We start from the raw sequence: 24,552 nt of genomic DNA on the forward strand, positions 1-24,552 counted from the left end.
CCGATGTGGTATGGTGGCGGCGCCTCTGTTGCCGGGTGCGGCAAAGCGCGGAAATCCGGGGATTTTCGCGGGCAGACGAGTGAGCGAGCATGAAGGAACTGTTGAAACGGGTCTTCGCCAGGCCGGCGATCGCGACGGAATTGATCGTCGCGACCCTGTTCATCAACATCCTGGCCATGGCCAGCCCCCTGTTCGTCATGCAGGTGTTGAACCGATACGTCAGCCAGGGCGTGGACGCGACGCTCGCGACGTTGACGTCGGGTGTGCTGCTGGCCATCACCCTGGAATATCTGTTCCGCCAGGCGCGCGGCTCCCTCGCCCGCGGCGTCAATGTGGAACCGGATGAAAAGCTTGCCATCGCCGGCTACGGCATCCTGACCCGGGCCCGGGCGGGCGACCTGGAACAGATCCCGCCGGAAACCCGGCGTGAAATGGTCAACGGCATGGCCTCGGTCGAACAGGCCTATTCGTCGTCCAACATCGCGACCATCCTGGACGTGCCGTTCTCGCTGATTTTCGTATTCGTGCTTTACCTGCTGCATCCCCTGATGGCGGTGGTGGTGCTGGCCTTTCTGGTCGGGGTGTTCGCGTTCGGCGTCTACGGCTCCATGTCCATGCAGGAAAAGACGGCGGAACTGCAGAACGCGACCGGCGTCGGCAGCGCGCTACTGGGCACGGCGACCCGCGAACAGGATCTGGTGCGCGCCTTCAACGCCGGCGGTTTCCTGCGCCGGGCCTGGGAAAAACACGTGCATACGTCGCAGCACCTGCGCCGCGACGTGACGTCCCGCCAAGGCATGATCCAGACCATCACACAGACCGCCAACGGCCTGATGAGCGTCGCCGTCATCACCACTGGCGCCCTTCTGGTCGTCAGCGGCAACATGGACGTGGGTGCGATGATCGGCGCCAACATTTTGTCGGCGCGGGCGTTGCAGCCGGTGACCAAGCTGTCGCAGTTGGGCAGCGCCTTCGCCAAGGCGCGCCAGGCGCTGACCATGTTCGCCGAACTGACCCGCGTGCCGCTGGAACCGGAAAAAGGTTCCGCCGTCACCAAGTATTCCGGCACCATCGAACTGCGCGACCTTGCCTTCGGGTTCAAGGGCGCGCCCATGCCCTTGTTCGAATCCCTGAACCTTAAGCTGACAGCCGGTGACGTGCTGTTGGTGGTCGGCGACAACGGCAGCGGCAAGACCACCCTGGGCCGCATCATCCTGGGCCTGTTGGAACCGGACCGCGGGCAGATCCTGATCGACGGCCTGGACCTCAAGCAGGTGGCGCTTGAATGGTGGCGCCGGCAGGTCATCTACATGCCGCAGGAACCGGCCCTGCTGAACGCCACGATCGAGGAAAATCTCAAGGTCAACGCCCCCGATGTCCAGACCTCGGACCTCAACCGCATCATCGACGCGGTCGGCCTGCGGCGGTTCCTGGATGAAAGCCCGCAAAGCTTCGAGACGCCCGTGGTCGACAACGGCTGGCGGCTGTCCGAAGGCACGCGGCGGCGGCTCGGCCTGGCCCGGGCGCTGGCGACCAACGGCGCACTGGCCGTGATCGACGAACCGACGGAAAGCCTGGACGCCGACGGTTGCGCCGCCGTGCACAAGATCATGGGCTCCCTCGTCAAGCAGGGCCGCACCATCATCATCATGTCCCACGACAAGAACATCGTGCGCGGGGCCCATTATCTGTTGGACCTCAACCAGAAACCGGTGCCCGTCGTGCGCCATGTGCCGGGCGTTCAAGACCCGCAGGCCGCGCCGCGGCCCGCGCAGCCGGGCCCAGCGCCCAAGGCCCCCGCCGACGCGGGCACCCCGCAGACCAACCGGACACGGGGCGGAGACTGACCATGGCCGGAAATCCCGTCGCCGCCACCGGGCGGCTCAAGGAACTGATGGAAAAGGCCCGCGCCATGCCCGAAGCGGCAGCCTCAACGGCGGCCGCCTACATGGCGAAAAAATCCGCCGACGGCCCCCCACCGCCGCAAGGGCCCGCCCCCGACGGGGCAGGTCCGGGCGGGGTGGAAACGCCCGGTGACGCCCCCGCCGACGGGGGCTACCGGCCGTCTGAAACGATCCCGTTCAAGACCCATGCCGTGTTCGGGCTTTGCGCCGCGATGGTCGTCAGTTTCGGCATCTGGTCGTCGATCAGCGAAATCGACATCGTGTCCATGGCCTTGGGCGAGGTCATTCCCTCGACCCAGGTCAAAACCATTCAGCATTTGGAAGGCGGCATCGTTCGCGCCATCAAGGTGGTCGAGGGCGGCAAGGTGACGGCGGGCCAGGAACTGGTCGTGCTGGAACCGACGGCCAGCAACGCCGACGTCGGGGAACTGGGTGAACGCCTGGTGTCCCTGCGTTTCGACCTGGCGCGCCTGCGCGCCCTGCTGCGCGGGGACCGGACCCTTACCCTGGATCCGGAACTGGTGCGCGACCGCCCCGATTTGGCCAATTCGGCGCGGCAGCGCTTTCAGGCGGATTTGGAAAAGCATCTGGGCGACCTCAAGCGCCAGAACGCCGCGATCGTGCAACGGACCCAGGAAATTCACGAGATCAAGACCCGCATCACCAACGCGGGCAAAAGCCTGAAACTGGTTGATGAACAGGTGCGGATCAGCGAAGGCCTGCTGAAGCGCGACCTGACCAACCGGTTCGTCCATCTGAACCTGTTGAAAGAGGCTGAACAGCTGCGCGGCGGGATCGAGACGGACGAGGCGTCATTGCTGCGCGCCGATGCCGCCCGCAAGGAGGCCCAGGCGGTGCTGGAAAGCGTGACCAGCGAATTCAACAAGGAAACCCAGCGCCTGTTGGACGAAGCGCAGTTGAATTTCCGCGAATTGACCCAGCGCATCCAGAAATTCCGCGACAACCTGCAACGCACGGTCGTGCGCTCGCCGGTGGACGGCACGGTCAAGACCCTGCACGTGGTTACCGTGGGCGGCGTGATCCGGCCGGGCGACCCGGTCGTCGATATCGTGCCGGCGGGCGACAAGCTGATCATCGAGGCCAAACTGCAAACCCAGGACATCGGCTATGTCGTGCCGGGACAGGCGGCCATGGTCAAGCTGGCGTCGGGCGACGCCATGCGCTTCGGCGCCCTGAAGGGGACCGTGATCCACGTCAGCCCCGACACCCTGCAGACCCCCGACGGCAACCCCTACTACAAGGTGCGCATCGCCACGGAAAGCGACCATTTCAGCCGAGGTTCCCTGGTCTATAACCTGTTTCCCGGTATGCAGGTGGTGGCAAGCATCCAGACCGGCACACGCACGGTGCTGCGCTATCTGGTTGATCCGCTGTTGGCCAATCTGGACGACGCCCTGGGCGAACGCTGAGGCGGCCCTTTCGGAAGAATTCGGTGAATTCGCCTATTTTTTCGCGGCGGCTTTGCCCGCGGGCTTTTTCTTGGCCGGGGCGTCCCCATCCTTGTCGCCCGCATCCTTCGCCTGGCTTTGCAGCTTTTCACGAATTTCGTTGGCGCCGTCAGCCACGCCGCGCAGCACAGCCTGAAGCTGGTTGGCCGGAATCAGCAGGCGGGTGATCGGCCGCGCGGTGCCGCCTTCGATCTGTTGGGCCAGGGTTATACGAAAAACCCCGTTCGCGTGCGACACGCTGGAGACGAGTTCAACAAAATGCTCGTCCAAATGCTCGTCGGCCATGAAACGCCCCCTCGCGCCTGTTTTTTCTCTCTTGAATAATTGATTGTCGTTTGCCGGCTCTTAGGGGTCAACAGGGTTGTGGAAATTCATAAACACCCCAATTTCATATGCAATTTCCCGGAAATCCGGGGAATGGGACCCGGCAGGCTTTCCCCAACGCCTGTCGACGAAATTTGCAAAATACGTTGTAATAATATGCATACAATACTAATTTCTCCTTGAAAGTTCACTCCGGCTCACCCTCCGATGTGGTATAATCATATGCACGGCGGGAGGGCTTGCAAAGATAACGCGCACGGGTACAACCCAGGGGCGCAAAAAGGAAAACAAATGCCTAGAGCCTCAAGCAAGAACGAAAGCCACCGACAAAAGCGGCTTCCCCCGGGCGTTTCCAACCCGGTTGACATTCATGTCGGCCAACGCCTGCGCCTGCGCCGTACGCTCCTTGGCATGAGCCAGGAAAAGCTTGGCGACGCGGTCGGCCTGACCTTCCAGCAAATTCAGAAATATGAACGCGGCGCCAACCGCATCGGCGCCAGCCGGTTGTACATGTTTTCGCGTATTCTCGACGTGCCGGTCGCCTATTTTTTCGAGGAACTGCCCTCGCAAATCCGCACCCACGAAGGACAGATGCAGATCGGCCTGTCCGATTTGCCGCAGGATGCGTTGGAACGCGACCCCATGGCCCGCCGCGAGACCCTGGAACTGGTCCGCGCCTATTACGCCGTCGGCAACCCCAAGGTCCGACGCCGGATCGTCGATCTGGTCCGCTCCCTGGGCGGCGAGGAAGACTGACCCCGGCTTTGGCCTACCGCACCGGTTGACTTGATCTTCGGATCAGGCAATCCCCGCCCGGGCGACCATCGCTTCCAGCAACACCTGACATCCGGCCGCCAGATCGCCGGGCGTCGCCGCCTCACGCTCGTTGTGGCTGATCCCATCCTTGCAGGGCACGAAGATCATGCCGGTGGGGGCGATGTGCGCCAGATTGCAGGCGTCGTGTCCGGCGCCGGAATGGATGTCGCGACAAACCAGGTCAAGTCGCCTCGCAGCGGCCCGCACGGCCTCGACACAGTCGGGGTCGAAGGCGATCGAATCACGGCCAAACATCTCCGCAATCTCCACCGCCACCCCGGCCTCCTCGGCAAGACGCCGGCACAACGCTTCCGCACTGGCGCAGATGTCGGCCAACAGCGCGTTATCCGGATGGCGGATGTCGACGGAAAAGGTAACCCGCCCCGGCACCGTGTTTCGGGAATTGGGCCGCACCTGCAAATAGCCCGTGGTGATGACCGGCAGGGGGTCGAAATCGAAAGCCAGGCGGTTAAGCCCGTCGATCATGCGGGCCGCCCCGACCAGGGCGTCGCGGCGCAGGGGCATCGGCAGCGTCCCGGCGTGGCCTTCCTCACCGGTCACGGTAACGGTGTAACAGCGCCGCCCCTGGGCGCCAAGCACGGCGCCGATGACGGCACCTTCCCGCTCCAGAATAGGGCCTTGTTCGATATGGGCCTCGAAGAACGCCGAAATGGGATAGCCGCCGCAAGGGGCGTCACCGTCATAGCCGATGCGCGCCAGTTCCCGGCCCAGGGTGGTCGTGTCTTCGCGGTCCGGCAGATTGAGCCCGTAATCCAAATCAAACTGCCTCGCATAAACCCCCGACGCGACAACGCCGGCGGTGAAGCGCACGCCTTCCTCGTCCGTCCAGTCGACGATTTCAAGCGGGGCGCGCGTGGTGATGCCGGCATCGTTCAGGGCGCGCACGACCTCAAGCCCGGCCAGCACGCCGTAAGCCCCGTCGAACTTGCCGCCGAGCGGCTGACTGTCCAGATGGCTGCCCGTGACCACCGGGGGAGCATCATCATTCACACCCGCGCGGCGGCCGATGATATTCCCCATGCGGTCGATGCGGACCGCAAGGCCCGCCTCCCGGCACCAGCCGACGAACAGGTCCCGGCCCGCCTTGTCGAGATCGCTGAGCGCGATGCGGCCGACCCCACCGCCCGCTGTCGCACCGATTTCGGCCATGTCCATGAGAGACCGCCACAGGCGGTCGCCGTTCACCGGCGCCGTGATGCCCGCAACAGTCACCGCCATTCCCCGACCTTGTCCGAGAGCCAGCGGCAGATACGCAGCAGTTTGGCGTCCTCGCCCCAGGGACAGACGACCTGCACGCCGATGGGCATGCCGTCGGCCCCCTTCAGCAAGGGAAGGCTGGCCGCCGGCGCCCCCATGAGGGTCCAATAACCGTTGAAGGATGCGTCGCCCGTGCGGCTCAGGTCGCGGGGCGCCTGGCCGGGCGCGGCCGGGGTCAGGATCGCATCAATACCGTCAAAGACCCCCGCCAGCGCGTCCTGCATCGCTTCGGCCTGATAGAGGGCGTCCAGGTACTCGCGGGACGTTACGGACAGGCCGCGTTCGATCCGGTCGGCGGTGATCGGGTCCAGGCCCGCGCGGTCGCGGTCGTAATAGGGGCCGAGGGCCTGCACGACCGAGCCGTTCATCACCATTCCGTGGCAGGCCAGGGCGCCATCGAAGATGGGCGGCAGTTCCGCCGCATGCACGACATCACCCAGGCCGCGCGCCAGATCTTCGATCGCGCGCTGCATGTCCGCCTCGCCGCGATCCCAGGCTGGGCCGCGCACGAACATCAGGCGCGGCGCGGCGGTCAGCGGGTCCGCCTCACCCAGTCCGGCATGTCCGCGCATGTCCTTGTCCGCCGGGTCGCCGCGCATCAGCACCCGGGCGGCCAGGGCCACGTCCTCGGGCGTGCGCGCGAAGATGCCCGGATGATCCAATCGCCGGGACAGGGGCGACATGCCGGCGCGGGAAATCGTGCCGAAGGTGGGTTTCAATCCGTAAACACCGTTGAACGACGCCGGACGCAGCATGGAGCCGCCGGTTTGCGAACCGATGGCGAGCGGCACCATGAAATCACCGACGGCGGCGGCTGAGCCCGAGGACGAACCGCCCGGCGTGCGTGCCGGATCATGGGGATTACGCGTCTTTCCGGGGGCCGACAGGGCGAATTCCGTGGTCACGCATTTGCCCATGATGACCGCCCCCGCCTCGCGCAGCAGGGCGACCAGGGTCGCATCCCTGTCAGGACGGCGGCCGGCGCACAGGCGGGAGCCGTTCTCCGTCGGCTGGTCGGCCGTGTCGATGATGTCCTTGATGCCGACGGGAATGCCGTTAAGCGGCCCTGCCTGGCCGTCGCGGCGTCGCTGATCGGCGGCATCCGCCTGGGTCAGGGCCAAGTCCGGGTCCAGGAACGCCCAGGCGCCGACGGCATCTTCGCGGTCGGCGATGCGGTCCAAGCAGGCCTGCACCAGATCGCGGGCAGTCAGGTCACCCATTTCCATACGGGCAAGCGCGGCTTCGGCGCTGAGGCGGTAAATATCCATGGTGTTTGTTTCCTGTGGTGGGTCGAGGCCTTAAGGGGCGGCCGGCGCCTTGTAGACGCCCTTTTCCTTGTAAAAACGGGCGGCCCCCGGGCAATAGGGGATGGGAACCCCGGCATGGTGGCTTTCCAGGGTCAAATTCTTTCCCTTGGCATGGCCGTTGTTCAACAGGTGCCGCGCCTGCATGTTGCCGTACAGCCCCTTGACCACGCCATAATGAAGATCGTCCGGCAGGTTGGTCCGCGACACCCAAAGCGCGGACACGCTGACGGTTTCCACGGAACGCGGATTGCCTTTGTAGGTATTGCCCGGAATGACGTCGGCGGAATAGAACGGCGCCTTGGCGATCAGGGCGGCGCGTTCCTTGCCTTGCACCGGGGCCAGGGTCAGGCCCGTCGTGTTCGCCATCTCGAACACGCCGTCAATGGGATAGCCCGACACATCGATAAAGGCGTCCAGATGGCCGTCACGAACCAGTTCGGTGGCGGTCTTGGACTTCACGTATTCCGGCATGAAATCGCGCTTTTCCACCAGCCCGTGGACGCCCAGCACCAGGCGCGCGCCGACCAGAACGCCCGATTCCGGCAAGCCGATGGACACCCGCTTGCCCTTCAGGTCGTAAACGGACTTGATTCCCCGGTCCTTGCCCGCAACCACATGGACGTGTTCGGGGTAGAGGCTGGACAGAACGCAGAGCTTCTTGAACGCCTTCTTGCCGGTGAACGGCCCCGTGCCCGTATAGGCCCAAAAGGTCACATCGGACTGAACGAAGGCGGATTCGACCTGATCCGCATCAAGCGCGGATACATTGGCGACGGAGCCATGGGTCGATTGGGCGAAGGCGACCAGTCCCTCCATGCCGCAATTGCCGCCCTTGGCGCAGCTTCGCGCCCCCGGCGGATTGGAAATCACCTGGGCCAACAGGCCCGCCATGGGAAAGTACGTGCCGCCGGCGGCGCCGCTGGCGATCCGGAAGAACAGCATCTTCTGTGCCCCGGCGGGGCCGGGATACAGCCAAAGAACAAGCCCCCCTGCCAGCGCAGCCGCGACAGCCAGACAACGGATCACCCGCAGACGGTTCGTCTTTCCAATGTTCATGTGTACCCTTCCCCCATCATGGTCCTCAATTTTACCCGCCGAGGCAACAGAGCAAGGCGGTTTTCCCCCTGACGACCAAGACAAATATTGTATACATTGGTATTGTACATTGACAAAGAACCCCCCTAAAAAAACAGGGGTGCGCAGACACAAAACTGGGGGGAAGCAATCCACCGATGAACGACCATTCGCCGACAATCGACACGACCCGTGCGGAAACGTTCCGCCATTGGACGCCGGTCACCCTCAGATTTTCCGACCAAGACAGTATGGGGCATGTGAACAACGTTTCCTACGCCGCCTTCGTCGAAGCGGGGCGCAACGCTTTCGTCACCCAATATCTGAAACCGGACACGCATCCCGGCATCGATTTCGTCCTGGCCCGCGTAATCATCGATTTCCGTGCAGAAATGCATTACCCGGGCACCGTCGATGTCGGCACCTGCATCAAGCGGATCGGAAACTCCTCAATCACCATCGGCACCGGCCTGTTCAAGGACGGCCGTCTGCACGGCACCGCGGAAAGCACCAACGTGTTCATCGATCTGGCAACGCGCAAGCCCTGCCCCATCCCCGCCGATGTACGGGCGGAATTGGAACGCCAACTCAACGAAGCGGCAGGGGTGTAAATGACCGGCAAGGACGACACTACGGAACAGCTGTCGCGCGGCGAGTTTGTCCACGCGCGCTTGCGGGACGCGATCCGCGCCGGGCGGTACCCTCCGGGCACGCGAATCCGCGAGACCGAAGTCGCGGCCTGGCTGAACGTCAGCCGCACCCCCGTACGCGAAGCGCTTCGCCGTTTGCAGGCGGACGGGCTTTTGGTGTTCGAACCCTGGCGCGGCGTCGTCGTCGCCGAGTTGGATCAGCAGCAGGTGGTCGAATTCTATGCCATGCGCCGTGTTCTGGACGGTGCCGCGGCACGTCTCGCCGCGCAGCACGCGTCGGAACCGGAACTGGCCTATATGGAGGATTGCCTGGCCGCGGCCGCCCCGGGCAAGGGCGATGCCGCCCAGATGGCCGAGGCCAACCGCAAGTTCCACGAGGCTTTGTTTCAGGCCGCGCATAACCGCTATCTCCTGAAATCGGCGGCGGCGCTGTCCGACGCGCTGGCGCTGCTGAAAGGCACGACCTATTCCTTCCCCGACCGGGCGGACACGGCGCACGAGGAACACCGCGCCCTGATGGACGCCATCCGCGCGCGCGAACCGGAAAAGGCCGAACGCCTGGCCCGCAAGCACATCGCCAAGGCGGAGAAGGCGCGGCTCAAGCTGCTGGGCGACCAGCGCGACGTAAAGCTGTCCGAGGACAAATCGGAATGACCTATTTCCCGCCTCCCGGTAAGGGCTGGGCAACCGTCCCCGCGGAACAGGCCGGCTTGCATCCGGGCCGGCTAAGAGAGGCCGTGACCTTCGCCGAGAATGCGGAGACATCCTGGCCCCGCGACCTGGACCGCGCCGAATTCCTGCCGACCCTGACCCAACACGAACCGCCGCCGTGGAACGAAATTCTCGGCACCGTCGCCCCCCGGGGCGGGCCGGCGGGCCTGTTCATCCGGGGTGGGCGCATCGTCACGCAGTGGGGCGATCCGGCGCGCGCCGATATGACCTTTTCCATCGCCAAAAGCTACCTGGCCGTATTGACCGGCCTGGCGGTTGGCGAGGGGCTGATTTCTGACCTGGACGACACCGTCGCGGGCTATGTGGACGGCGACTGGTTCACGTCGGAACAAAATGCATCGATCACCTGGCGCCACCTTTTGACCCAGACGTCGGAATGGCAGGGCACTCTGTTTTCCAAGCCCGATCAGGTCGATCATTTCCGCACCCTCGGCCATGGCGGCGGCGAATTGAAAAAGGGCCAGAAACGCGACCTGGGCGCCCCCGGCACCTATTGGGAATACAACGACGTGCGGGTGAACGCCCTGGCGCTTGCCCTGCTGCACGTATTCCGCCGCCCCCTGCCCGAGGTCCTGCGCGATTCCATCATGGCCCCGATCGGGGCATCGGACGATTGGCGCTGGATGGGCTACCGCAATTCCGGGGTCACCATCGACGGGGTCGAGATGATTTCCGTGCCCGGTGGCACCCATTGGGGCGGGGGTATGCAGATCTCGTCGCTCGACCATGCCCGGTTCGGCCTGCTGATCAAGGAAGACGGCGTGTGGAACGGCCATCGCATCCTGCCCGAAGGCTGGGTATCGGCCCTGCGCACGCCCTGCCCGCTCAATCCCGTTTACGGATATTTATGGTGGTTGAACACGGACCGGGCGCAGTATCCCTCGGCCCCGGAAACCAGCTTCTTCGCCATGGGCGCCGGCACCAACCTGATCTGGATCGATCAGGACCTGGACATCCTGGCCGTATTGCGCTGGGTCGACCAACCGTCGCTGGACGCGGTAATATCAGGCTTCATGGCGGCGATGGAATGACCGCCTGACCGTTCCCGGAGCATCCGAACATGACCCCCGAAGACATCCTGCGCCACCCCGCCCGCGTCCTGACCCAGGCCCAGCGCGAAGCCTATTTCCGTGACGGCTATCTGGTCGCCGAACGCCTGATCCCCGACGACATCGTCGACGAGATCAACCGCGTCACCGCGGATTGGATCGAACGCTCCCGCGCCCTGACCAAACCCAACGACGTGCTGGACGTGGCCCCCAGCCATTCCGCCGACAGGCCCGTGGTGCGCCGCCTAAAAAAGCCCGACGGCATGGACCCCGCCTATTGGCAATTCGCCAACGGCATCATCGCCGACGTGGCCGCGGACCTTCTGGGCCCCGACGTCTGCTTTCACCATTCCAAGCTGAATTTCAAATGGTCCGACGGCAAGGATGAGGTCGCCTGGCACCAGGACATCGCCTTCTATCCCCACACCAACCATTCAGTGCTGGCCATCGGTACCTACTTGGCGGACGTGAACCCGGGGGACGGGCCGCTCGGCGTCATTCCGGGCAGCCACCTGGGGCCGGTCTATGAACATTACGATGCGAACGGCATCTGGACCGGACGCCTGACCGATGCCGACGTGGCCGAACTACCGACCGACACGGCGGTCTATTGCCCGGCGCCCAAGGGATCCATCACCGTGCACCACGCCCGCGCCGTGCACGCGACGGAGGCGACGACCCAAACCGTTTCCGGGCGGCCGCTGCTGATCAACGCCTATGCCTCGGCGGATGCCTTTCCCTATACGGCCCTGAAAGATACCTACACGGAGCATTTCCGGGCCATGGTACGCGGCGAGGCCGCCAAATGGGCGCATATGGACCCGGAGCCCTGCCCCACGCCGCCGGACTTCTCCGCGGGCTATACCTCGATCTATGCCCAGCAGGCGGGCGAGGCCGGCACCCCGACCCCGCGCGATCCTGGCCATCGCCCCCCGGTCGCCGTCGCGGCGGCGCTCAAGCCGGCAGCAGAGTAATCAGCCTCCCCTGGCGGCGCCGCGGGTCATGGCCGGGCTGGAAATCGACCGCCCGCCCTTCGGCGCGCCATAGGATTTGGCATTGGCGCCGGCGGTGACACCGGGGCCGTGCTGCTGTCCGGATTTATCACTGTCGGTGGGTGTACGCTTTTTCTTGGGCTTGCGGTTCGGGCGTTTTGTACCTGGCATGGTTCTGTGGTCTCCGGTGTTCGGGAAGCCCCCAGATTACGCCATCCTGGACGGAACGCAATTGCCCTGGGATGGTCAGGGCGCTATAGCCTAAGGAAAACCGCGTAGGAGACGAATATGAAGTATTCCCTGGGTGACCTTAAGGTCCAGACTGACGGTGACAATTACTGGATCGCGCCGAACGCCGTCGTGATCGGCAATGTCGTCCTGAAAAAGGATACCAGCGTCTGGTTCGGCGCCACGGTGCGTGCCGATAACGACCTCATCACCATCGGCGAAGGCACGCAGATCCAGGACGGCAGCGTCCTCCACGCGGACCCCGGGTTCCCCCTGACCATCGGCGACTATTGCACGGTCGGCCACATGGCCATGCTGCACGGCTGCACGATCGGCGACGGCACCATGGTCGGTATCGGCGCGGTGGTCCTGAACGGGGCCAAGATCGGCAAGAATTGCATCATCGGCGGCAAGGCGCTGATCGGCGAGGGCAAGGAAATTCCCGACAATTCCCTGGTCATGGGCATCCCCGGCAAGGTCATCAAGGAAGTGTCCGACGCGCAAAAAGAAATGCTCGCCCGCATCCCGCCCGACTATGTGAAACGCTGGAAGCATTACAAATCCGACATGACGCCCCAGGACTAAGGGCCACCCCCGTCCTTCCCCTCAGATCAGCATGAAGATTTCCGCCATGGACCTGCCCATCGACCACTTCCTTCGCGCCGCCGCCAAGGCGCCGGATCGCATCGCCATCAAGGATGGGGATCTGACCCTGACCCACGGTGACTTGGCTGCCCGCGTCAACGCCGTCGCAGCGGCCCTGCAAGACATCGACCCGGCACCGCAAACCCGGGTCGGCATTTGCGGGTACAACACGGTCGAACACCTGACTGCGTTCCTTGGCACGCTGGCCGCCGGCAAGACCTGGGTTCCCCTGAACCCCCGTAACGGGGAGGAAGAACTGTCGCGCATGGTCGAGGCAACAGCACCCTCGATCATCGTCGCCGACGCCGACTGCATGGGCCGCTTCGATCCCGGCAGCGCCACGGTGGTGCGCGGCCGGCCGACCGGCGGCAGCCAGCATGCCTGCGGCGGCGATCTCAATCTGGCGGCCTTGATGAGCGATTTCGCCGGCCGCATGCCGAAACGCCATGACCTTGCGCCCGACGACGTGCAGGCCATCAAGTTCACCGGCGGCTCGTCCGGCCGGCCCAAGGGGGTGCAGCAGACCTACCGCGTGTGGCACACCTGCATTGACTTGATGATCCGCGCGTTCGAGCTGGACGGCGACGACCGCAACCTGTTGGCCGCCCCCATGACCCACGGCACGGGCACCCTGCTGGTGCCGATCCTGGCCCAGGGCGGGATGCAGGTCTTCATGCCGCAACCGGCGCGCCCGGCGGCGATCATCGAAGCCATTGAAAAGGATCGGGTGACCACGGTATTCCTGCCGCCCACGGTGATCTACATGATGATGGCCGAAGAAGACCTGACGAAACGCGATTTCAAGAGCCTGAAGCATGTCATCGTCGGTGGCGCCGCCATGCGCCCGGACGAGATCAAGCGCGGCCTGCCGATGTTCAATAATGCGCTGGAAACCTGCTATGGCCAGACGGAAGTGCCGCAGATCGTCACCGTCATGCGGTCTCGCGATTGGCTGAACAACGACCATCGCCTGGCGTCCTGCGGCCGGGCCACGGACCGCTGTGACCTGCGCGTGGTCGATCCCGAAGGCAATTTCCTGCCGACCGGCCAGGCCGGTGAGATCGTCATCAAGTCCGACCTGGTGATGAAGGGTTATCTCGACATGCCCGACGCCACGGCCGAAACCATCAAGGACGGCTGGCTGTATACCGGCGACGTGGCGGCGATCGAGGAAGACGGCTTCATCTACATCAAGGATCGCATCCGCGACATGATCGTCACCGGCGGCTTCAACGTGTTCCCGTCCGATGTGGAGGCCGTTCTGGGCCAGCATCCGGCGGTCAAGGAATGCGTCGTGTTCGGCCTGCCCGACGACAAATGGGGCGAGGCCGTGCAGGCCGCGGTCGAGGTCCATACCGGCCAGCCCGCCGACGAGAGCGAGATCATCCAATACGTCAAATCGCGGCTGGATTCCGTGAAGGCGCCGAAGCGCGTGCATTTCGTCGACGAGCTGCCCCGCAGCCCCGTGGGCAAGGTTCTGCGCCGCGAAGCCAAAGCCCAATTCCAGGAGGCGTAGAACCATGGCCGACAAAATCAAACCGACCCAGAAGCTGGCGACCCACACGCTGACCGATCTCTATTATCGGGATCAGAATTTGGTGACGGACATGATGGGCAAGATGAGCTTCACCGAAGCCATGATCGGCCACATCCTGAATCGCACCCCAACGGCAGCCGACGTAGCGATCATCGACGCGGTCCTGCTGGCGCTGATGGAACACGGCCTGACGCCCAGCGCTGTCGCCACGCGCCTGACCTATCATTCCGCGCCCGAAGCCCTGCAGGCCGCCGTTGCGGCGGGGTTGCTCAACGTCGGATCGACCTTCGTCGGCACCATGGAAAACTGCTCCAAGCTGCTGCGCGAGATGGTCGAGGGGACGGAGCCGATGGATACCGCGGCGAAGCGGATCGTCGCCGAGCACCGGGCCCAACGCAAGCACCTGCCTGGGTTCGGCCATCACCTGCACAAACCGGACGACCCCCGCACGCCCAAGCTATTCGAAATCGCCCGGGCGAACGGTGTCAGAGGCGATTACATTCGCGCCATCGAGGTCCTGAGTCAGGCCGTCGATGATTCGTTCGGCAAACACATGACCATCAACGCGACGGGCGGCACGGCGGCGGTGCTGTCGGAAATCGGCATCCCGCCGGAAATCATGCGCGGCTTCGCCGTGATCGCCCGCGCCGCGGGCCTTGTCGCCCATATCGCCGAGGAACGGGAAGTCCCCACGGCGCGGACCATCTGGGATCTCGTCGAAGAGGAAATTCCCTACGCCGGCAATGCCCTCGGGGACACCCTGGACGACGGTAACGACGGCGGCGACGACTGAGCTTGCGTTTCCGCCCGGCTGCACCGGCACCGCTTTCACATACAATTCAAAGTACCCCATAATCGCTGCACGGAACCATAATTCCGTGTATTTCGCGACACTTATAGGCCTTTTGTCTAGATAACATGCGGATATGCAGTGTGTTAGCTTGCGCACGGATTCAAAGGGTTCGCTCGCCCTGAAATCCTCCATAAATCAGACCAATTATCCCGAAAATTCGAACGGATAGTAAAAACGGAGGTTGAAACCGTATATGCCTAAAGCATCCAAAAAATCGCACCCGAACCGCATGCCGCCCGGGGTCGCACACCCCGTCGACATCCACGTCGGTGGGCGGGTTCGCGAGCAGCGAAAACTGAAAGGGATGAGTCAGGGGGAGTTGGGGGACTCTCTGGGTTTGACGTTCCAGCAGATCCAGAAGTACGAACGCGGCGCCAACCGAATCGGCGCCAGCCGGCTATACCAACTCAGCCGGATTCTGGACATTCCCGTCGCCTACTTCTTCGACGGCATGCCGCAGGATATCCAGATGACCCAGGACAATTTCGATCTGGACGTCGTCTTTGCCGAAGATCCGCGCGATTCCTCGGACGTCATGGGTTCCAGCGAAACCACCGAACTGGTTACTGCCTATTACAGCATCGATAATCCGCGCAAACGCCGCGCGGTACATGATCTGATCGCGTCGCTGTCCAAGGCGGACTGGGAATAACAGTTCGCTATTTGCCTTCGATCGGGGTGATGTCCGAATGGCCCTTGGGCACGGGCAGCCCCTCGACAAAGGCAAAGATGTCGTCGGCATCGCTCGGCGCGATCTCGATCGGCGTGGCATAGGGCGGCAACTTGGTCAGGGGCGCCAACCCCTTGACCTTGATGAAAGCCAAATGGGGGCGGCGGACGTAGAATGTCTGAAACCGGTCGCGCCAGTCGGGCAGCTTCTTGATCCACTGCAAGGACGGGGTTGAACCGATCCCACCCTGCGGATTGAATTCGCCGACCACATGGCAGCGCGCGCAATGCCGCTGCGCAAGGGCCCGGCCGTTTTCCGCATCTGCCGCCGCCGGCTCTGCCGTCAGCAGGACAAGCAATGCCGATAGCGCAGCCCGGCGAACCATACCTACTCCAAAGTTTCGAACAGACGGATCATCAGGCGACAGCGTTCGACCAGGGATGAGTAGTAGATGAATTCGTCGTGGGAATGGGCGCCGTGGCCGTCGGCGCCCAGGCCATCCAGCGTGGGAATGCCGAGCGCGCCGGTGAAGTTGCCGTCGGAGCCGCCGCCGGTCTTCAGATCCTGGAGGTCGAATCCGATTTCCGCCGCCAACCCCTTGGCATGCTGGAACAGCTTTTCGATGCCGTCGAACTTCTCATAGGGCGGGCGGTCGACGCCGCCCTCGATTTGTAGGACGCAGTCGGGATCGACAGACGTCATGCCCTCGACCTTGGCCTTGACCTCCTTGGCCGCTTCCATATCCGGCACCCGCAGGTCCACGGTAATAGAGCATTTCGCCGGCACCACGTTGGTCAGGGTGCCGCCGGAAATCGTGCCGACGGAACAGGTGATCGAGCGGTCGTAGTCGGTCAGCCCTTCAAGAAACAGGATCTGATGGGCCATTTCCCGGATCGCGCTGCGCCCGTCCATGTGGCGCAGGCCCGCATGGGACGGCCGGCCGGTGACGGTGATGTCGTATTTCAGGCGTCCGTTGCGCGCCGTGACGACCTTGCCGCCATCCCGCGCCGGTTCGGTAACCAGGACGTATTTGTTCTTCTTCGCCAGGTCGACGATCATCTGGCGCGATGTGGGGCTGCCGATTTCTTCTTCCGGAACGTACATGAAGGTGATCGGCAGGGGCGTTTCCTTGCCCGCGCGCACCAGATGCCGATAGGCATGGTTGGCGATGTAGGCACCTGACTTCATGTCGTAGATGCCGGGTCCGTAGACCTTGTCGCCCTCGCGCCGAACCTTCAGTTCGTTTTCGATGGTGCCCATGGCATGCACCGTATCCAGGTGCGACAGGACGAGAATCCCCGGCCCGTCGCCCCCCCAAGGCGTGCGTGACACCAGAATGTCGCCGAACCCGTCGCGCCCCGGCGTGCGCTCGATCTTGGCTCCCAGCGCCGCATGGCCCTTTTCGACAAGATCGACCATGCGGTTGACCGCGACGCCGTCATGAGACGGGCTTTCGATGGCGACCCATTCGAGAATACCGGCAAGAATTTCGTCGGCATCCAGGGTCGGTTCGTTGGAGGCCATATGCGGCGATGTGGGGCGGTCGGTCATGGTGCGATCGTATCCTCGTTGAAACGTCCGATCCCTTATTTAACCCCCGGCACGGCCGATTGGAAACATCCGGCGTCAGGTTGCCTGGACCTCGTCGACACAAATGAGGATATGCGACACCGTGCCGTCGTTCGGTCCGAGGGGAAAATACCCCCGCTCGTGCAGGTGATAGGCGCTTTCATTTACCTCACCAGCGGCTAAAAAAGCGGGTTTCCGCCAACTTAAGGCCTTGGCACACGCCCCGATCAGCGGCGCCGGATCGAACGGCCACACGATCTCATCAATGCATCGTCCGGTGGGGTCCGCAGGAACCAGGCGCTCCCGTGCCTCGACCAGCGCCGTGCCGCAGAATCGATAACGGAACCGCAGCGCGCCGTTCTCCTGTTCCACGTCAACCACGGCCAGGAAGGGAGCCACGTCGTAGAGGTCCATCAATCTGACATCGGTCCATGCCGGAAATGGGCGGTCACGGCACAGGTTGATCCAGAAATCAAAAACGCGTTTAATTTTAGGGCTTTGCACAAACCCAAGGTCGGGAGATGGCTGATCACCGTCACTCCCGAGTTCGCTAGGCGGCATGCCCCCTCCCCATATTCGATATTCATGCCGTGGCAGGCGTGGTCCTTATCGGCTTATCAATGAATATTTTGATGTTCAATCAAATTCGATGACTTTTTATGAATTTGTCTGCATCTTGGAAAATCAAAATTCACGCAATGGCGGACGCTCGGCTTTGACAGGTGCCCCAAGCCCCATTTAGTAAAATGAGATCATGAAATTTCGGGACGCCACCGCGGACGACCTCGTCCATATCGTCGCCCTGCTGGCCGATGACCCGATAGGCCGGCAACGCGAGCGTTTTGAAACCCCGCTTCCCACCTGTTACCGGGATGCCTTCCAGGCAATCCAGGACGATCCCAACACCCGCCTGCTGGTCGCCGATGATGGCGGCGGCGACGGCGTCGTCGGCTGCCTGCAGATCACAATGCTGCCGAACATTTCTCATCAAGGCGGCTGGCGCGCGTTGATCGAAGGCGTGCGGATTGCCCCCAGGGCCCGCGGCAGCGGCCTGGGCCGGACGATGTTCGAACATGCCATCGGCCTCGCCCGGGACAAGGGGTGCCGGATGGTGCAATTGACCACGGACCGGGAACGCCCGGACGCCTTGGCGTTTTACGAATCCCTCGGCTTCGTGCACAGCCACGCGGGGATGAAACTGCCGCTTTAGTCCGCGAGAACCCAGGTCTTGACCACTTTCGACGCCAACCAGGGTTGGACCAGGGCGTCGAAGGATTTGAAATGGGCCGTCGCCTTATGGGCCTCGAACGCGGCCGCATCGTCATAAACTTCGTATAAAAATGTAACCGCAGGATCCTTCGGATCGCGGCAAACATCGAACTGCCGGCAGCCGGGTTCGGTGTCTTCCGACGCACGGGCGTTCTCGATCATCGCTGGGGAGAAATCCGCGATATGCTCAGGTTTTACGACAAAGGTGACGGTGACGACGAACATGCGGGAATTCCTTTTTGCTCCGGTTGCGTGCACCGCCGCCTGGGCCGGTGCGCGACATCTTGTTACAAAATTCCAGCCGCCCGCGCCATGAAACTTGATAAGTTTCCATCAGTCCCCGGCTAATCTTCGCGCATTAGGAATTTGTGTGGAATTGGCCGGTATCCTTCGGCGCCTGACACCACGGAACCGTATTGAGACATCGACCATGATTCTGCGCACCCAACTTGTCGTCCTCATCGGCCTGGCCGTTTTTCTCGGCGCCGGCTGGTATGCCTTGAACGGCAGTGAGGTCGATGCCCAGCCCAAAAACGCCTCGCGCGCGGGCGGCGGTGGCACGCGGGTTCTGGTCGAAAAGGCCCCCGCCGCTACGGACAAGATCATCGTCCGCGCCGTCGGCACGGGCGAGGCACGCAAGTCCGCAGCACTCTACCCCAAGACTGCCGGCGAAGTTGTCGCCGTGTCGTTCCGCAGTCAGGACCGGGTTCACAAAGGGCAAATTCTGCTGCGCCTGGAAGACACCCATCAGCAGATCGCCGTGCGTCTGGCCAAGGTTGCGGTCAAGGATGCGACCCGTCAGTTGAAGCGCCTGGAAAAACTGGCGCCGTCGGGCACCGCGTCCCAGGCGCGCCTGGAAACGGCGCAGACCGACCTTGAAGCCGCGACCCTGCGCCTGGATCAGGCCGAACAGGCGCTTGACGACCGCATCGTCTATGCCCCCTTCGACGGCATCATCGGGCTGAGCGACATCGACCGCGGTGATCGGGTGACCACGGATACGCAGATCGCCACGTTGGATGACCGCTCGGAAATCCTGGTGGAATTCGAATTGCCTGAGGAATACGCCGGCCGCATCAAGGTCGACGACCCGGTCATGGTCCGGCCCTGGACCGCCCCGGACCTGCGGCTTGCGGGCAAGGTTTCTCAACTGGGCAGCCGCATCGACCCGATCACGCGCACGCTTCGGGTCAAGGCGACGATCCCCAACGAGGAAGACCTGATCCGCCCCGGCACGTCGTTTGAGACCGAGCTGGCCTTCACCGGCAAACCCTATCCTACCGTCCGCGAGGTCGCCGTTTTGTGGAGCCGCGACGGCGCCTATCTGTGGCGGGTCGCCAAGAAGGACGGCAAGACCGAAACGGCGGAGAAAGTGTTCGTCAAAATCGTCCGCCGCGACCGTGGCCGCATCCTGGTCGACGGGCCGCTGAACGCCGACGACCTGATCGTCGTCGAAGGCGTCCAGGGCCTACGCCCCGGCCAGCGCATCCAGGCCATTCCTTTCGACAAATTCGCCGCCGGCGACGCCGCCCCAAAGGGCAAGAAAAAGGCGACCCCGTAACATGTCCCGGTTCAGCGACCTGCCGTCCCTGTCGGTCCGCCGGCCCACGCTGGTGGTCGTCATGAACCTATTGATCATGATCGCCGGTCTGGCCGCGATCATGGGCGTCGAAGTCCGTGAACTGCCCGACGTCGACCGCCCCATCGTCACGGTGCGCGCGTTTTTCGACGGGGCCTCGCCGGAAACCATGGATGCCGAGGTGGTCAGCGTACTCGAAGGGGCCGTCGCCCGCGTATCCGGGGTCAAGCGCATCGAGGCCGCCAGCGAGGAAAACAACGGCCGCGTCCGCGCCGAATTCTCCGCCAACGTCAATCTGGACGTCGCCGCCAACGACATCCGCGAAGCGGTCGCCGGGGTCGAGCGGCAATTGCCGGAAGGCGTCGAGGACATCACCGTCGTCAAGGCCGACGCCGATTCCCAACCGATCATCCGCCTGGCCCTGGTGTCCGACAAGGTGAACCAGGAAGATCTGACCCGCATCGCCGAAGACGACATTTCGCCCGAGTTCCTTTCCATCGACGGGGTCGCCTCGGTCGACCTGTTCGGCGATCAGGAACAGGTCCTGCGCATCGTCGTCGATCCCATGAAACTGGCGCGCTACGGCCTCAGCATCGATGACGTCGCCAAGGTGCTGCGCTCAACCCGACTCGACGTGCCCGCCGGCAGTTTCAAATCGGACGACCAGATGCTGCTGGTGCGCGCCGACGCCTCGGTGTGGGAGCCGGCCAAGGTCGAGGATCTGGAATTGCGCAAGGACGTGCGCCTGGGCGAGGTCGCGCAGGCCTTCTACGGCCCGGCCGAGGCCGAAAGCTATTCCGTTCTCAACGGCTCCAAGGTGGTCGGCCTGGGCATCGTGCGCCGCGCCCAATCCAACACCATCGCCATTTCCGATGCCGTCAACAAAAGCGTCGATCGCCTGAACAAGCGCCTGAAGGACGTGCGGCTGGTCAAGATTTCCGACGATGCGCGCTTTATCCGATCGTCCGTGCGCGAGGTCATCAACAGCCTGCTGATCGCCGTCGCCGTGGTCATCGCCGTGATCTTCATGTTCATGGGCGGCCTGCGCCCGACCCTGATCCCGACCGTCGCCATCCCCGTCGCCATCATGGGCACGGTGGGCGCGATCTATCTGATGGGGTTCTCGGTCAATATCCTGACCCTGCTGGCCATGGTCCTGGCCACGGGCATGATCGTCGATGACGCCATCGTTGTGCTGGAAAACATTCAGCGTCACCGCACCCTCGGCATGAAGTCCTACGCCGCCGCCGTCAACGGTACCCGCCAGGTGTTCTTCGCCGTGCTGGCGACCACGGCAACACTGATTTCCGTGTTCCTGCCCATTGCCTTCCTGCCGTCGACGGCGGGTAAGCTGTTCACCGAATTTGGCTTCACCCTGGCCGTGGCCGTGGCGATTTCATCCTTCGTGGCGCTGTCCCTGGTGCCCATGCTGGCATCGCGCCTGCCCGACCGGGGCGATGCCGGGCCGACCAAACCGCCGGCTATCCTGGTCGCCGCCGGACAGCGCATCAATGCGGCCTATGCCAGGATGCTGGAATTCACTCTCAACGCCCGGCTGCTGATCCTGGGCGGTACGGCCATGCTCGCGGCGACGGCATTGCTGGTCTATCCCACCATCAAGACCGAATTGCTGCCGCGCGAGGACCGTGGCGCCATCATCATCATGATGCAGGGGCCGGACGGCGTCGGGCTCGACTACATGGACCGCCAGTCGGTCCAGGCCGAGGCCCTGCTGCGCCCATTGGTCGACAGCGGCGAGGCGGAAAACGTGTTCGCCATCGTCGGGCGCTGGGACCCGAACCGCGTTTATCTGATCGCCCCTCTGGTGCCCTGGGATCAGCGCAAGCGCTCGCAACAGGAAATCGCCAAATCCCTGAACAAGGGCCTGAGGGCGATCCCGGGGGCGACCGCGCGCGTCCGCACGCCCAACAGCCTGAACCTGCGCCGCGCCGGCGGCAGTATCGAATTCACCCTGACCGGGTCCAACTACAAGGACATCGCCGCCGCCGCCTTCGATTTCCTGGGCGCCATGCGCGAACGCCTGCCCAGGCTGGAGGACCCGGAGGTCGAATTCCAGCAGACCCAACCGCAGCTGTCGGTCAAGGTCGACCGCCGCCGGGCGGAGGACCTGGGCGTCCAGATCGAGGGCATTGTCGATACCCTGCGCGCCATGGTCGCCGGGTTCGAAGTGGCGGAGCTGAACGTCAACGACCGCTCAATCCCGGTGATGCTGGAATCGGCGGCCGGCGCCATCAACGATCCGACCGATCTGTTCAATCTGTTCGTGCCGACGGGCGATGGGCGTCTGGTGCCGCTGTCGGCCTTCGTGACCCTGGAAGAGGTCGGCACGGCGGCCGAGCTTGACCGGTCCGGCCAGAAGCGCGCGGTCGAGGTCGAGGCCGTGCTTCCCGCCGACATGTCCCTGCAGGAAGCCATTGACGGCATTCAGGCCATCGCCGACGACACCCTGCCGCCCGGCATCGGGTTGCGTTTCATCAACGAGGCCGCGACCCTGCAGGACACCAGCAACGAGGTCGCCCTGACCTTCGCGTTCGCCGTGCTGATCGTCCTTCTGGTCCTGGCGGCCCAGTTCGAAAGCATCGTCAGCGCCCTGGTGATCGTGCTGACCGTGCCCTTCGGGCTGGCGGCGGCCGTGTTCGCCCTGAAACTTTCCGGCGGCACCATCAACATCTACAGCCAGATCGGCCTGGTCATGCTGGTCGGCCTGATGGCCAAGAACGGCATCCTGGTCGTCGAATTCGCCGACCAGCTGCGCGACCGCGGCCTGTCTGTGGCCGATGCCATCCGCCAGGCGGCGATCATCCGCCTGCGCCCGGTGATGATGACCATGCTGTCCACGGTGCTGGGCGCTTTGCCGTTGATCCTGGCGACCGGCGCCGGGTCGGAAGCGCGGGTCGCCATCGGCTGGGTCGTGTTCGGTGGGCTCGGCATCGCCACCGTGTTCACCCTGGTCCTGATCCCGGTGATCTATTCCCTGCTGGCACCGCTGTCGTCCAACCGAGCCCATGCGGGCGTGCGGCTGGACCGTGAACTGCGCGAAGCCGAACATATGGACACGACCGAAGCCCCCCTGGCCGCGCCCCGGGCGGCGGAATAGCCTGATTTCAGGAACGAGTATTCCAGAATTCAAAGCATCCTGATCCTTGGGGGAAAAAGTGTCATTCCCCCTGCCCCCTTGCCAATCGCCGGCGAAGACCGCAGATTCACGGGAACGAACCGTTGAGGAGACGATCATGTCCCAAGCCGCCGCCAATACCCGGCCGCATCCCGGCCGCACGGTCCTGGCCCCGATCAACTTCATGGCCCATGCGCAGGCCGAAAAGCCGCGGGTCTTCATGTCCGCCGACCACGCCCAGCCGAACGAGCGTCTGGGCAGCTTCGAAGAAGCGGCGGTGGAAATGCATGATGCCCGCGCGCTGACGCCGGCGGCCAGCCTGGACGTCCAGGGCTTCGAACTGGCGACCATGCCGACAGCCATGGCCGATTTCTACGACGAAGCCCGCATCGAGGCCGTCTATTATCCGGAGATCACCGCATTCCTGAAGCGCGTGACCGGTGCGGCGGACGTCCATATCTTCGACCACACGGTGCGGGTGCAGGACGACGGCAAGCGCGCCGCCACGGCCAAACGCCTGCCGGTGCTGATCGCCCATAACGATTATACGGAAACATCGGGCCCCAAGCGGGTGCGCGACGTGATGGACGCCGCCACCGCCGACCGCTACCTGGGCCACCGCTTCGCCATGGTCAACGTGTGGCGGTCGATCGGCGCCAGCGCCGACCGCACGCCGATCGCCGTGGCCGACGCCCGCACCATGCGGACCGAAGACTTCCTGGCCACGGACCTTGTCTACAAGGACCGGGTCGGCGAGATCTATCAGAACGCCCATTCGGACGGGCAGAAATGGTACTGGTATCCCGGCATGGGCGGGGACGAGGTCCTGCTGCTCAAATGCTTCGACACCGCCACGGACGGGCGCGCCCGCTATACCGCGCACACGGGGTTTGAAAACCCCGATGCCGCCCCGGACACGCCGCCCCGGGAAAGCATCGAAGTCCGGACCATGATCTCCTTCGCACCTTAAAGGCGCGGGGGATTTCCTTCACGCCTTGAGGGCGCGAACCCGCTCCTAGCTTTCGACCGTCATCGACGCCGGCGTCCACTTGTGGCGCCGGCGTTCGCGTTTGCCGTCTTCGGTTTCAACGCCGTATTCGATGGGCTCGGTCGGTGCCCAAATGTCGCGATCGTCCATGGCGTTGCCCATGACATTGGCCCAGGCCCGCCCTTCTGCTCCAGGGGCGCCGTCTTCCATATAGGCCGATACGTAGACCCCGCAGGATTTGCAGAACACATAATCACCGACCTTCAGGCCGAAGCGGTAACGGCCCAGAAGGCTGGCGTCCTTGACCTGCAGATGGATATGGCCCGCGTTGTCGGACAGGGCGCGGGTCGCGTGCTTGCGGCAGAACGAACACTGGCAGGCCCGGGGCACGATTTCCGCCGGGTCCTTAGCCGTGGTGAAGGTAACGGTGATGTTGCCGCAATGGCAGCCGCCCTTATGGTCGGTCATGGTTGACGTTTCCTC

At 63.8% G+C, this 24,552-nt stretch carries 25 protein-coding genes; 15 read left to right on the plus strand and 10 right to left on the minus strand.

The genetic code is table 11. The features are described 5' to 3' along the window. The first annotated feature begins 89 nt into the window (after positions 1–89). Both KFF05_14015 and KFF05_14020 read left to right on the plus strand, forming a co-directional pair. Positions 90–1,847: an ATP-binding cassette domain-containing protein gene (locus KFF05_14015; protein ID UTW51030.1), complete on the plus strand. Its 1,758-nt coding sequence runs from the start codon at positions 90–92 to the stop codon at positions 1,845–1,847. Positions 1,848–1,849: 2 nt separating this feature from the next. Continuing rightward, entirely contained in the window at positions 1,850–3,334 is a 1,485-nt protein-coding gene (locus KFF05_14020) for an HlyD family type I secretion periplasmic adaptor subunit (GenBank protein ID UTW51031.1), read from the plus strand. A gap of 33 nt (positions 3,335–3,367) precedes the next feature. Here KFF05_14020 and KFF05_14025 read toward each other — a convergent pair whose 3' ends face one another. Further along, entirely contained in the window at positions 3,368–3,658 is a 291-nt protein-coding gene (locus KFF05_14025; GenBank protein ID UTW51032.1) for a hypothetical protein, read from the minus strand. Positions 3,659–3,988: 330 nt separating this feature from the next. Here KFF05_14025 and KFF05_14030 point away from each other — a divergent pair, with 330 nt between their 5' ends. Next, positions 3,989–4,453 carry a helix-turn-helix transcriptional regulator gene (locus KFF05_14030; protein UTW51033.1) on the plus strand — a complete coding sequence of 155 codons (465 nt, stop codon included), beginning with the start codon at positions 3,989–3,991 and terminating at the stop codon, positions 4,451–4,453. A 42-nt stretch (positions 4,454–4,495) separates the two neighbouring features. On the opposite strand, the gene KFF05_14035 is transcribed toward KFF05_14030, so the two are convergent. The 3 genes from KFF05_14035 to KFF05_14045 are packed head-to-tail and all read right to left on the minus strand — an operon-like array spanning position 4,496 to position 8,154. Next, on the minus strand, positions 4,496–5,752 hold the full coding sequence (locus tag KFF05_14035; protein UTW51034.1) for a Zn-dependent hydrolase: 1,257 nt from the start codon (positions 5,750–5,752) through the stop codon (positions 4,496–4,498). Next, complete coding sequence (locus KFF05_14040) at positions 5,743–7,059, minus strand: amidase (GenBank protein UTW51035.1); 1,317 nt, start codon at positions 7,057–7,059, stop codon at positions 5,743–5,745. Before KFF05_14040 ends, KFF05_14035 begins: the two co-directional genes overlap by 10 nt. 30 nt (positions 7,060–7,089) lie before the next feature. Further along, positions 7,090–8,154 (minus strand): TAXI family TRAP transporter solute-binding subunit, encoded by a 1,065-nt coding sequence (locus tag KFF05_14045; protein UTW51036.1) that lies wholly within the window; start codon positions 8,152–8,154, stop codon positions 7,090–7,092. Positions 8,155–8,330: 176 nt separating this feature from the next. On the opposite strand from KFF05_14045, the gene KFF05_14050 reads away from it, so the two are divergent. Genes KFF05_14050 through KFF05_14065 form a run of 4 tightly spaced genes read left to right on the plus strand, consistent with a single transcriptional unit; the run spans position 8,331 to position 11,577 of the window. Further along, positions 8,331–8,783 carry an acyl-CoA thioesterase gene (locus tag KFF05_14050; GenBank protein UTW51037.1) on the plus strand — a complete coding sequence of 151 codons (453 nt, stop codon included), beginning with the start codon at positions 8,331–8,333 and terminating at the stop codon, positions 8,781–8,783. After that, positions 8,784–9,476 (plus strand): GntR family transcriptional regulator, encoded by a 693-nt coding sequence (locus KFF05_14055; GenBank protein ID UTW51038.1) that lies wholly within the window; start codon positions 8,784–8,786, stop codon positions 9,474–9,476. Next, positions 9,473–10,585: a serine hydrolase gene (locus tag KFF05_14060; protein ID UTW51039.1), complete on the plus strand. Its 1,113-nt coding sequence runs from the start codon at positions 9,473–9,475 to the stop codon at positions 10,583–10,585. The genes KFF05_14055 and KFF05_14060 overlap by 4 nt, the downstream gene beginning before the upstream one ends. 29 nt (positions 10,586–10,614) lie before the next feature. Beyond that, positions 10,615–11,577: a phytanoyl-CoA dioxygenase family protein gene (locus tag KFF05_14065; protein UTW51040.1), complete on the plus strand. Its 963-nt coding sequence runs from the start codon at positions 10,615–10,617 to the stop codon at positions 11,575–11,577. On the opposite strand, the gene KFF05_14070 is transcribed toward KFF05_14065, so the two are convergent. Further along, on the minus strand, positions 11,578–11,766 hold the full coding sequence (locus tag KFF05_14070; protein ID UTW51041.1) for a hypothetical protein: 189 nt from the start codon (positions 11,764–11,766) through the stop codon (positions 11,578–11,580). It abuts the gene before it with no gap. A gap of 117 nt (positions 11,767–11,883) precedes the next feature. Here KFF05_14070 and KFF05_14075 point away from each other — a divergent pair, with 117 nt between their 5' ends. The 4 genes from KFF05_14075 to KFF05_14090 all read left to right on the plus strand — a co-directional run bounded on the left by KFF05_14075 (position 11,884) and on the right by KFF05_14090 (position 15,510). Further along, a complete protein-coding gene (locus KFF05_14075) occupies positions 11,884–12,408 on the plus strand; it encodes a gamma carbonic anhydrase family protein (GenBank protein ID UTW51042.1) in 525 nt (174 codons plus the stop codon). A gap of 46 nt (positions 12,409–12,454) precedes the next feature. Continuing rightward, the gene (locus KFF05_14080; GenBank protein ID UTW53724.1) at positions 12,455–13,984 is read left to right on the plus strand and encodes an AMP-binding protein; all 1,530 of its coding nucleotides are present in this window, start codon (positions 12,455–12,457) and stop codon (positions 13,982–13,984) included. A 4-nt stretch (positions 13,985–13,988) separates the two neighbouring features. Next, a complete protein-coding gene (locus tag KFF05_14085; protein UTW51043.1) occupies positions 13,989–14,798 on the plus strand; it encodes a citryl-CoA lyase in 810 nt (269 codons plus the stop codon). A 253-nt stretch (positions 14,799–15,051) separates the two neighbouring features. Continuing rightward, positions 15,052–15,510 (plus strand): helix-turn-helix domain-containing protein, encoded by a 459-nt coding sequence (locus tag KFF05_14090; protein UTW51044.1) that lies wholly within the window; start codon positions 15,052–15,054, stop codon positions 15,508–15,510. Positions 15,511–15,517: 7 nt separating this feature from the next. On the opposite strand, the gene KFF05_14095 is transcribed toward KFF05_14090, so the two are convergent. The 3 genes from KFF05_14095 to KFF05_14105 form a co-directional block, all read right to left on the minus strand. After that, entirely contained in the window at positions 15,518–15,913 is a 396-nt protein-coding gene (locus tag KFF05_14095; GenBank protein ID UTW51045.1) for a hypothetical protein, read from the minus strand. Between the two features lie 2 nt (positions 15,914–15,915). Continuing rightward, complete coding sequence (locus KFF05_14100) at positions 15,916–17,052, minus strand: M20 family metallopeptidase (GenBank protein UTW53725.1); 1,137 nt, start codon at positions 17,050–17,052, stop codon at positions 15,916–15,918. 102 nt (positions 17,053–17,154) lie between these two features. After that, on the minus strand, positions 17,155–17,658 hold the full coding sequence (locus KFF05_14105) for a hypothetical protein (protein ID UTW51046.1): 504 nt from the start codon (positions 17,656–17,658) through the stop codon (positions 17,155–17,157). Between the two features lie 193 nt (positions 17,659–17,851). Here KFF05_14105 and KFF05_14110 point away from each other — a divergent pair, with 193 nt between their 5' ends. Then, positions 17,852–18,307 carry a GNAT family N-acetyltransferase gene (locus KFF05_14110; GenBank protein ID UTW51047.1) on the plus strand — a complete coding sequence of 152 codons (456 nt, stop codon included), beginning with the start codon at positions 17,852–17,854 and terminating at the stop codon, positions 18,305–18,307. On the opposite strand, the gene KFF05_14115 is transcribed toward KFF05_14110, so the two are convergent. Next, positions 18,304–18,591 (minus strand): antibiotic biosynthesis monooxygenase, encoded by a 288-nt coding sequence (locus KFF05_14115; protein ID UTW51048.1) that lies wholly within the window; start codon positions 18,589–18,591, stop codon positions 18,304–18,306. The genes KFF05_14110 and KFF05_14115 overlap by 4 nt on opposite strands. A gap of 205 nt (positions 18,592–18,796) precedes the next feature. Between KFF05_14115 and KFF05_14120 the strand changes: the two genes are divergently transcribed. From KFF05_14120 to KFF05_14130, 3 genes are all read left to right on the plus strand, one after another. Then, a complete protein-coding gene (locus KFF05_14120) occupies positions 18,797–19,927 on the plus strand; it encodes an efflux RND transporter periplasmic adaptor subunit (protein ID UTW51049.1) in 1,131 nt (376 codons plus the stop codon). 1 nt (position 19,928) lies between these two features. Next, positions 19,929–23,063: an efflux RND transporter permease subunit gene (locus KFF05_14125; protein ID UTW51050.1), complete on the plus strand. Its 3,135-nt coding sequence runs from the start codon at positions 19,929–19,931 to the stop codon at positions 23,061–23,063. A gap of 136 nt (positions 23,064–23,199) precedes the next feature. Next, positions 23,200–24,051 carry a methyltransferase gene (locus KFF05_14130; GenBank protein UTW51051.1) on the plus strand — a complete coding sequence of 284 codons (852 nt, stop codon included), beginning with the start codon at positions 23,200–23,202 and terminating at the stop codon, positions 24,049–24,051. A gap of 45 nt (positions 24,052–24,096) precedes the next feature. On the opposite strand, the gene KFF05_14135 is transcribed toward KFF05_14130, so the two are convergent. Beyond that, positions 24,097–24,537 (minus strand): aldehyde-activating protein, encoded by a 441-nt coding sequence (locus KFF05_14135; GenBank protein UTW51052.1) that lies wholly within the window; start codon positions 24,535–24,537, stop codon positions 24,097–24,099. Positions 24,538–24,552 lie beyond the last annotated feature (15 nt).

The sequence above is a fragment of the bacterium SCSIO 12827 genome (genome assembly GCA_024397995.1).
Taxonomy (GTDB): Bacteria; Pseudomonadota; Alphaproteobacteria; order Rhodospirillales; family Casp-alpha2; genus UBA1479.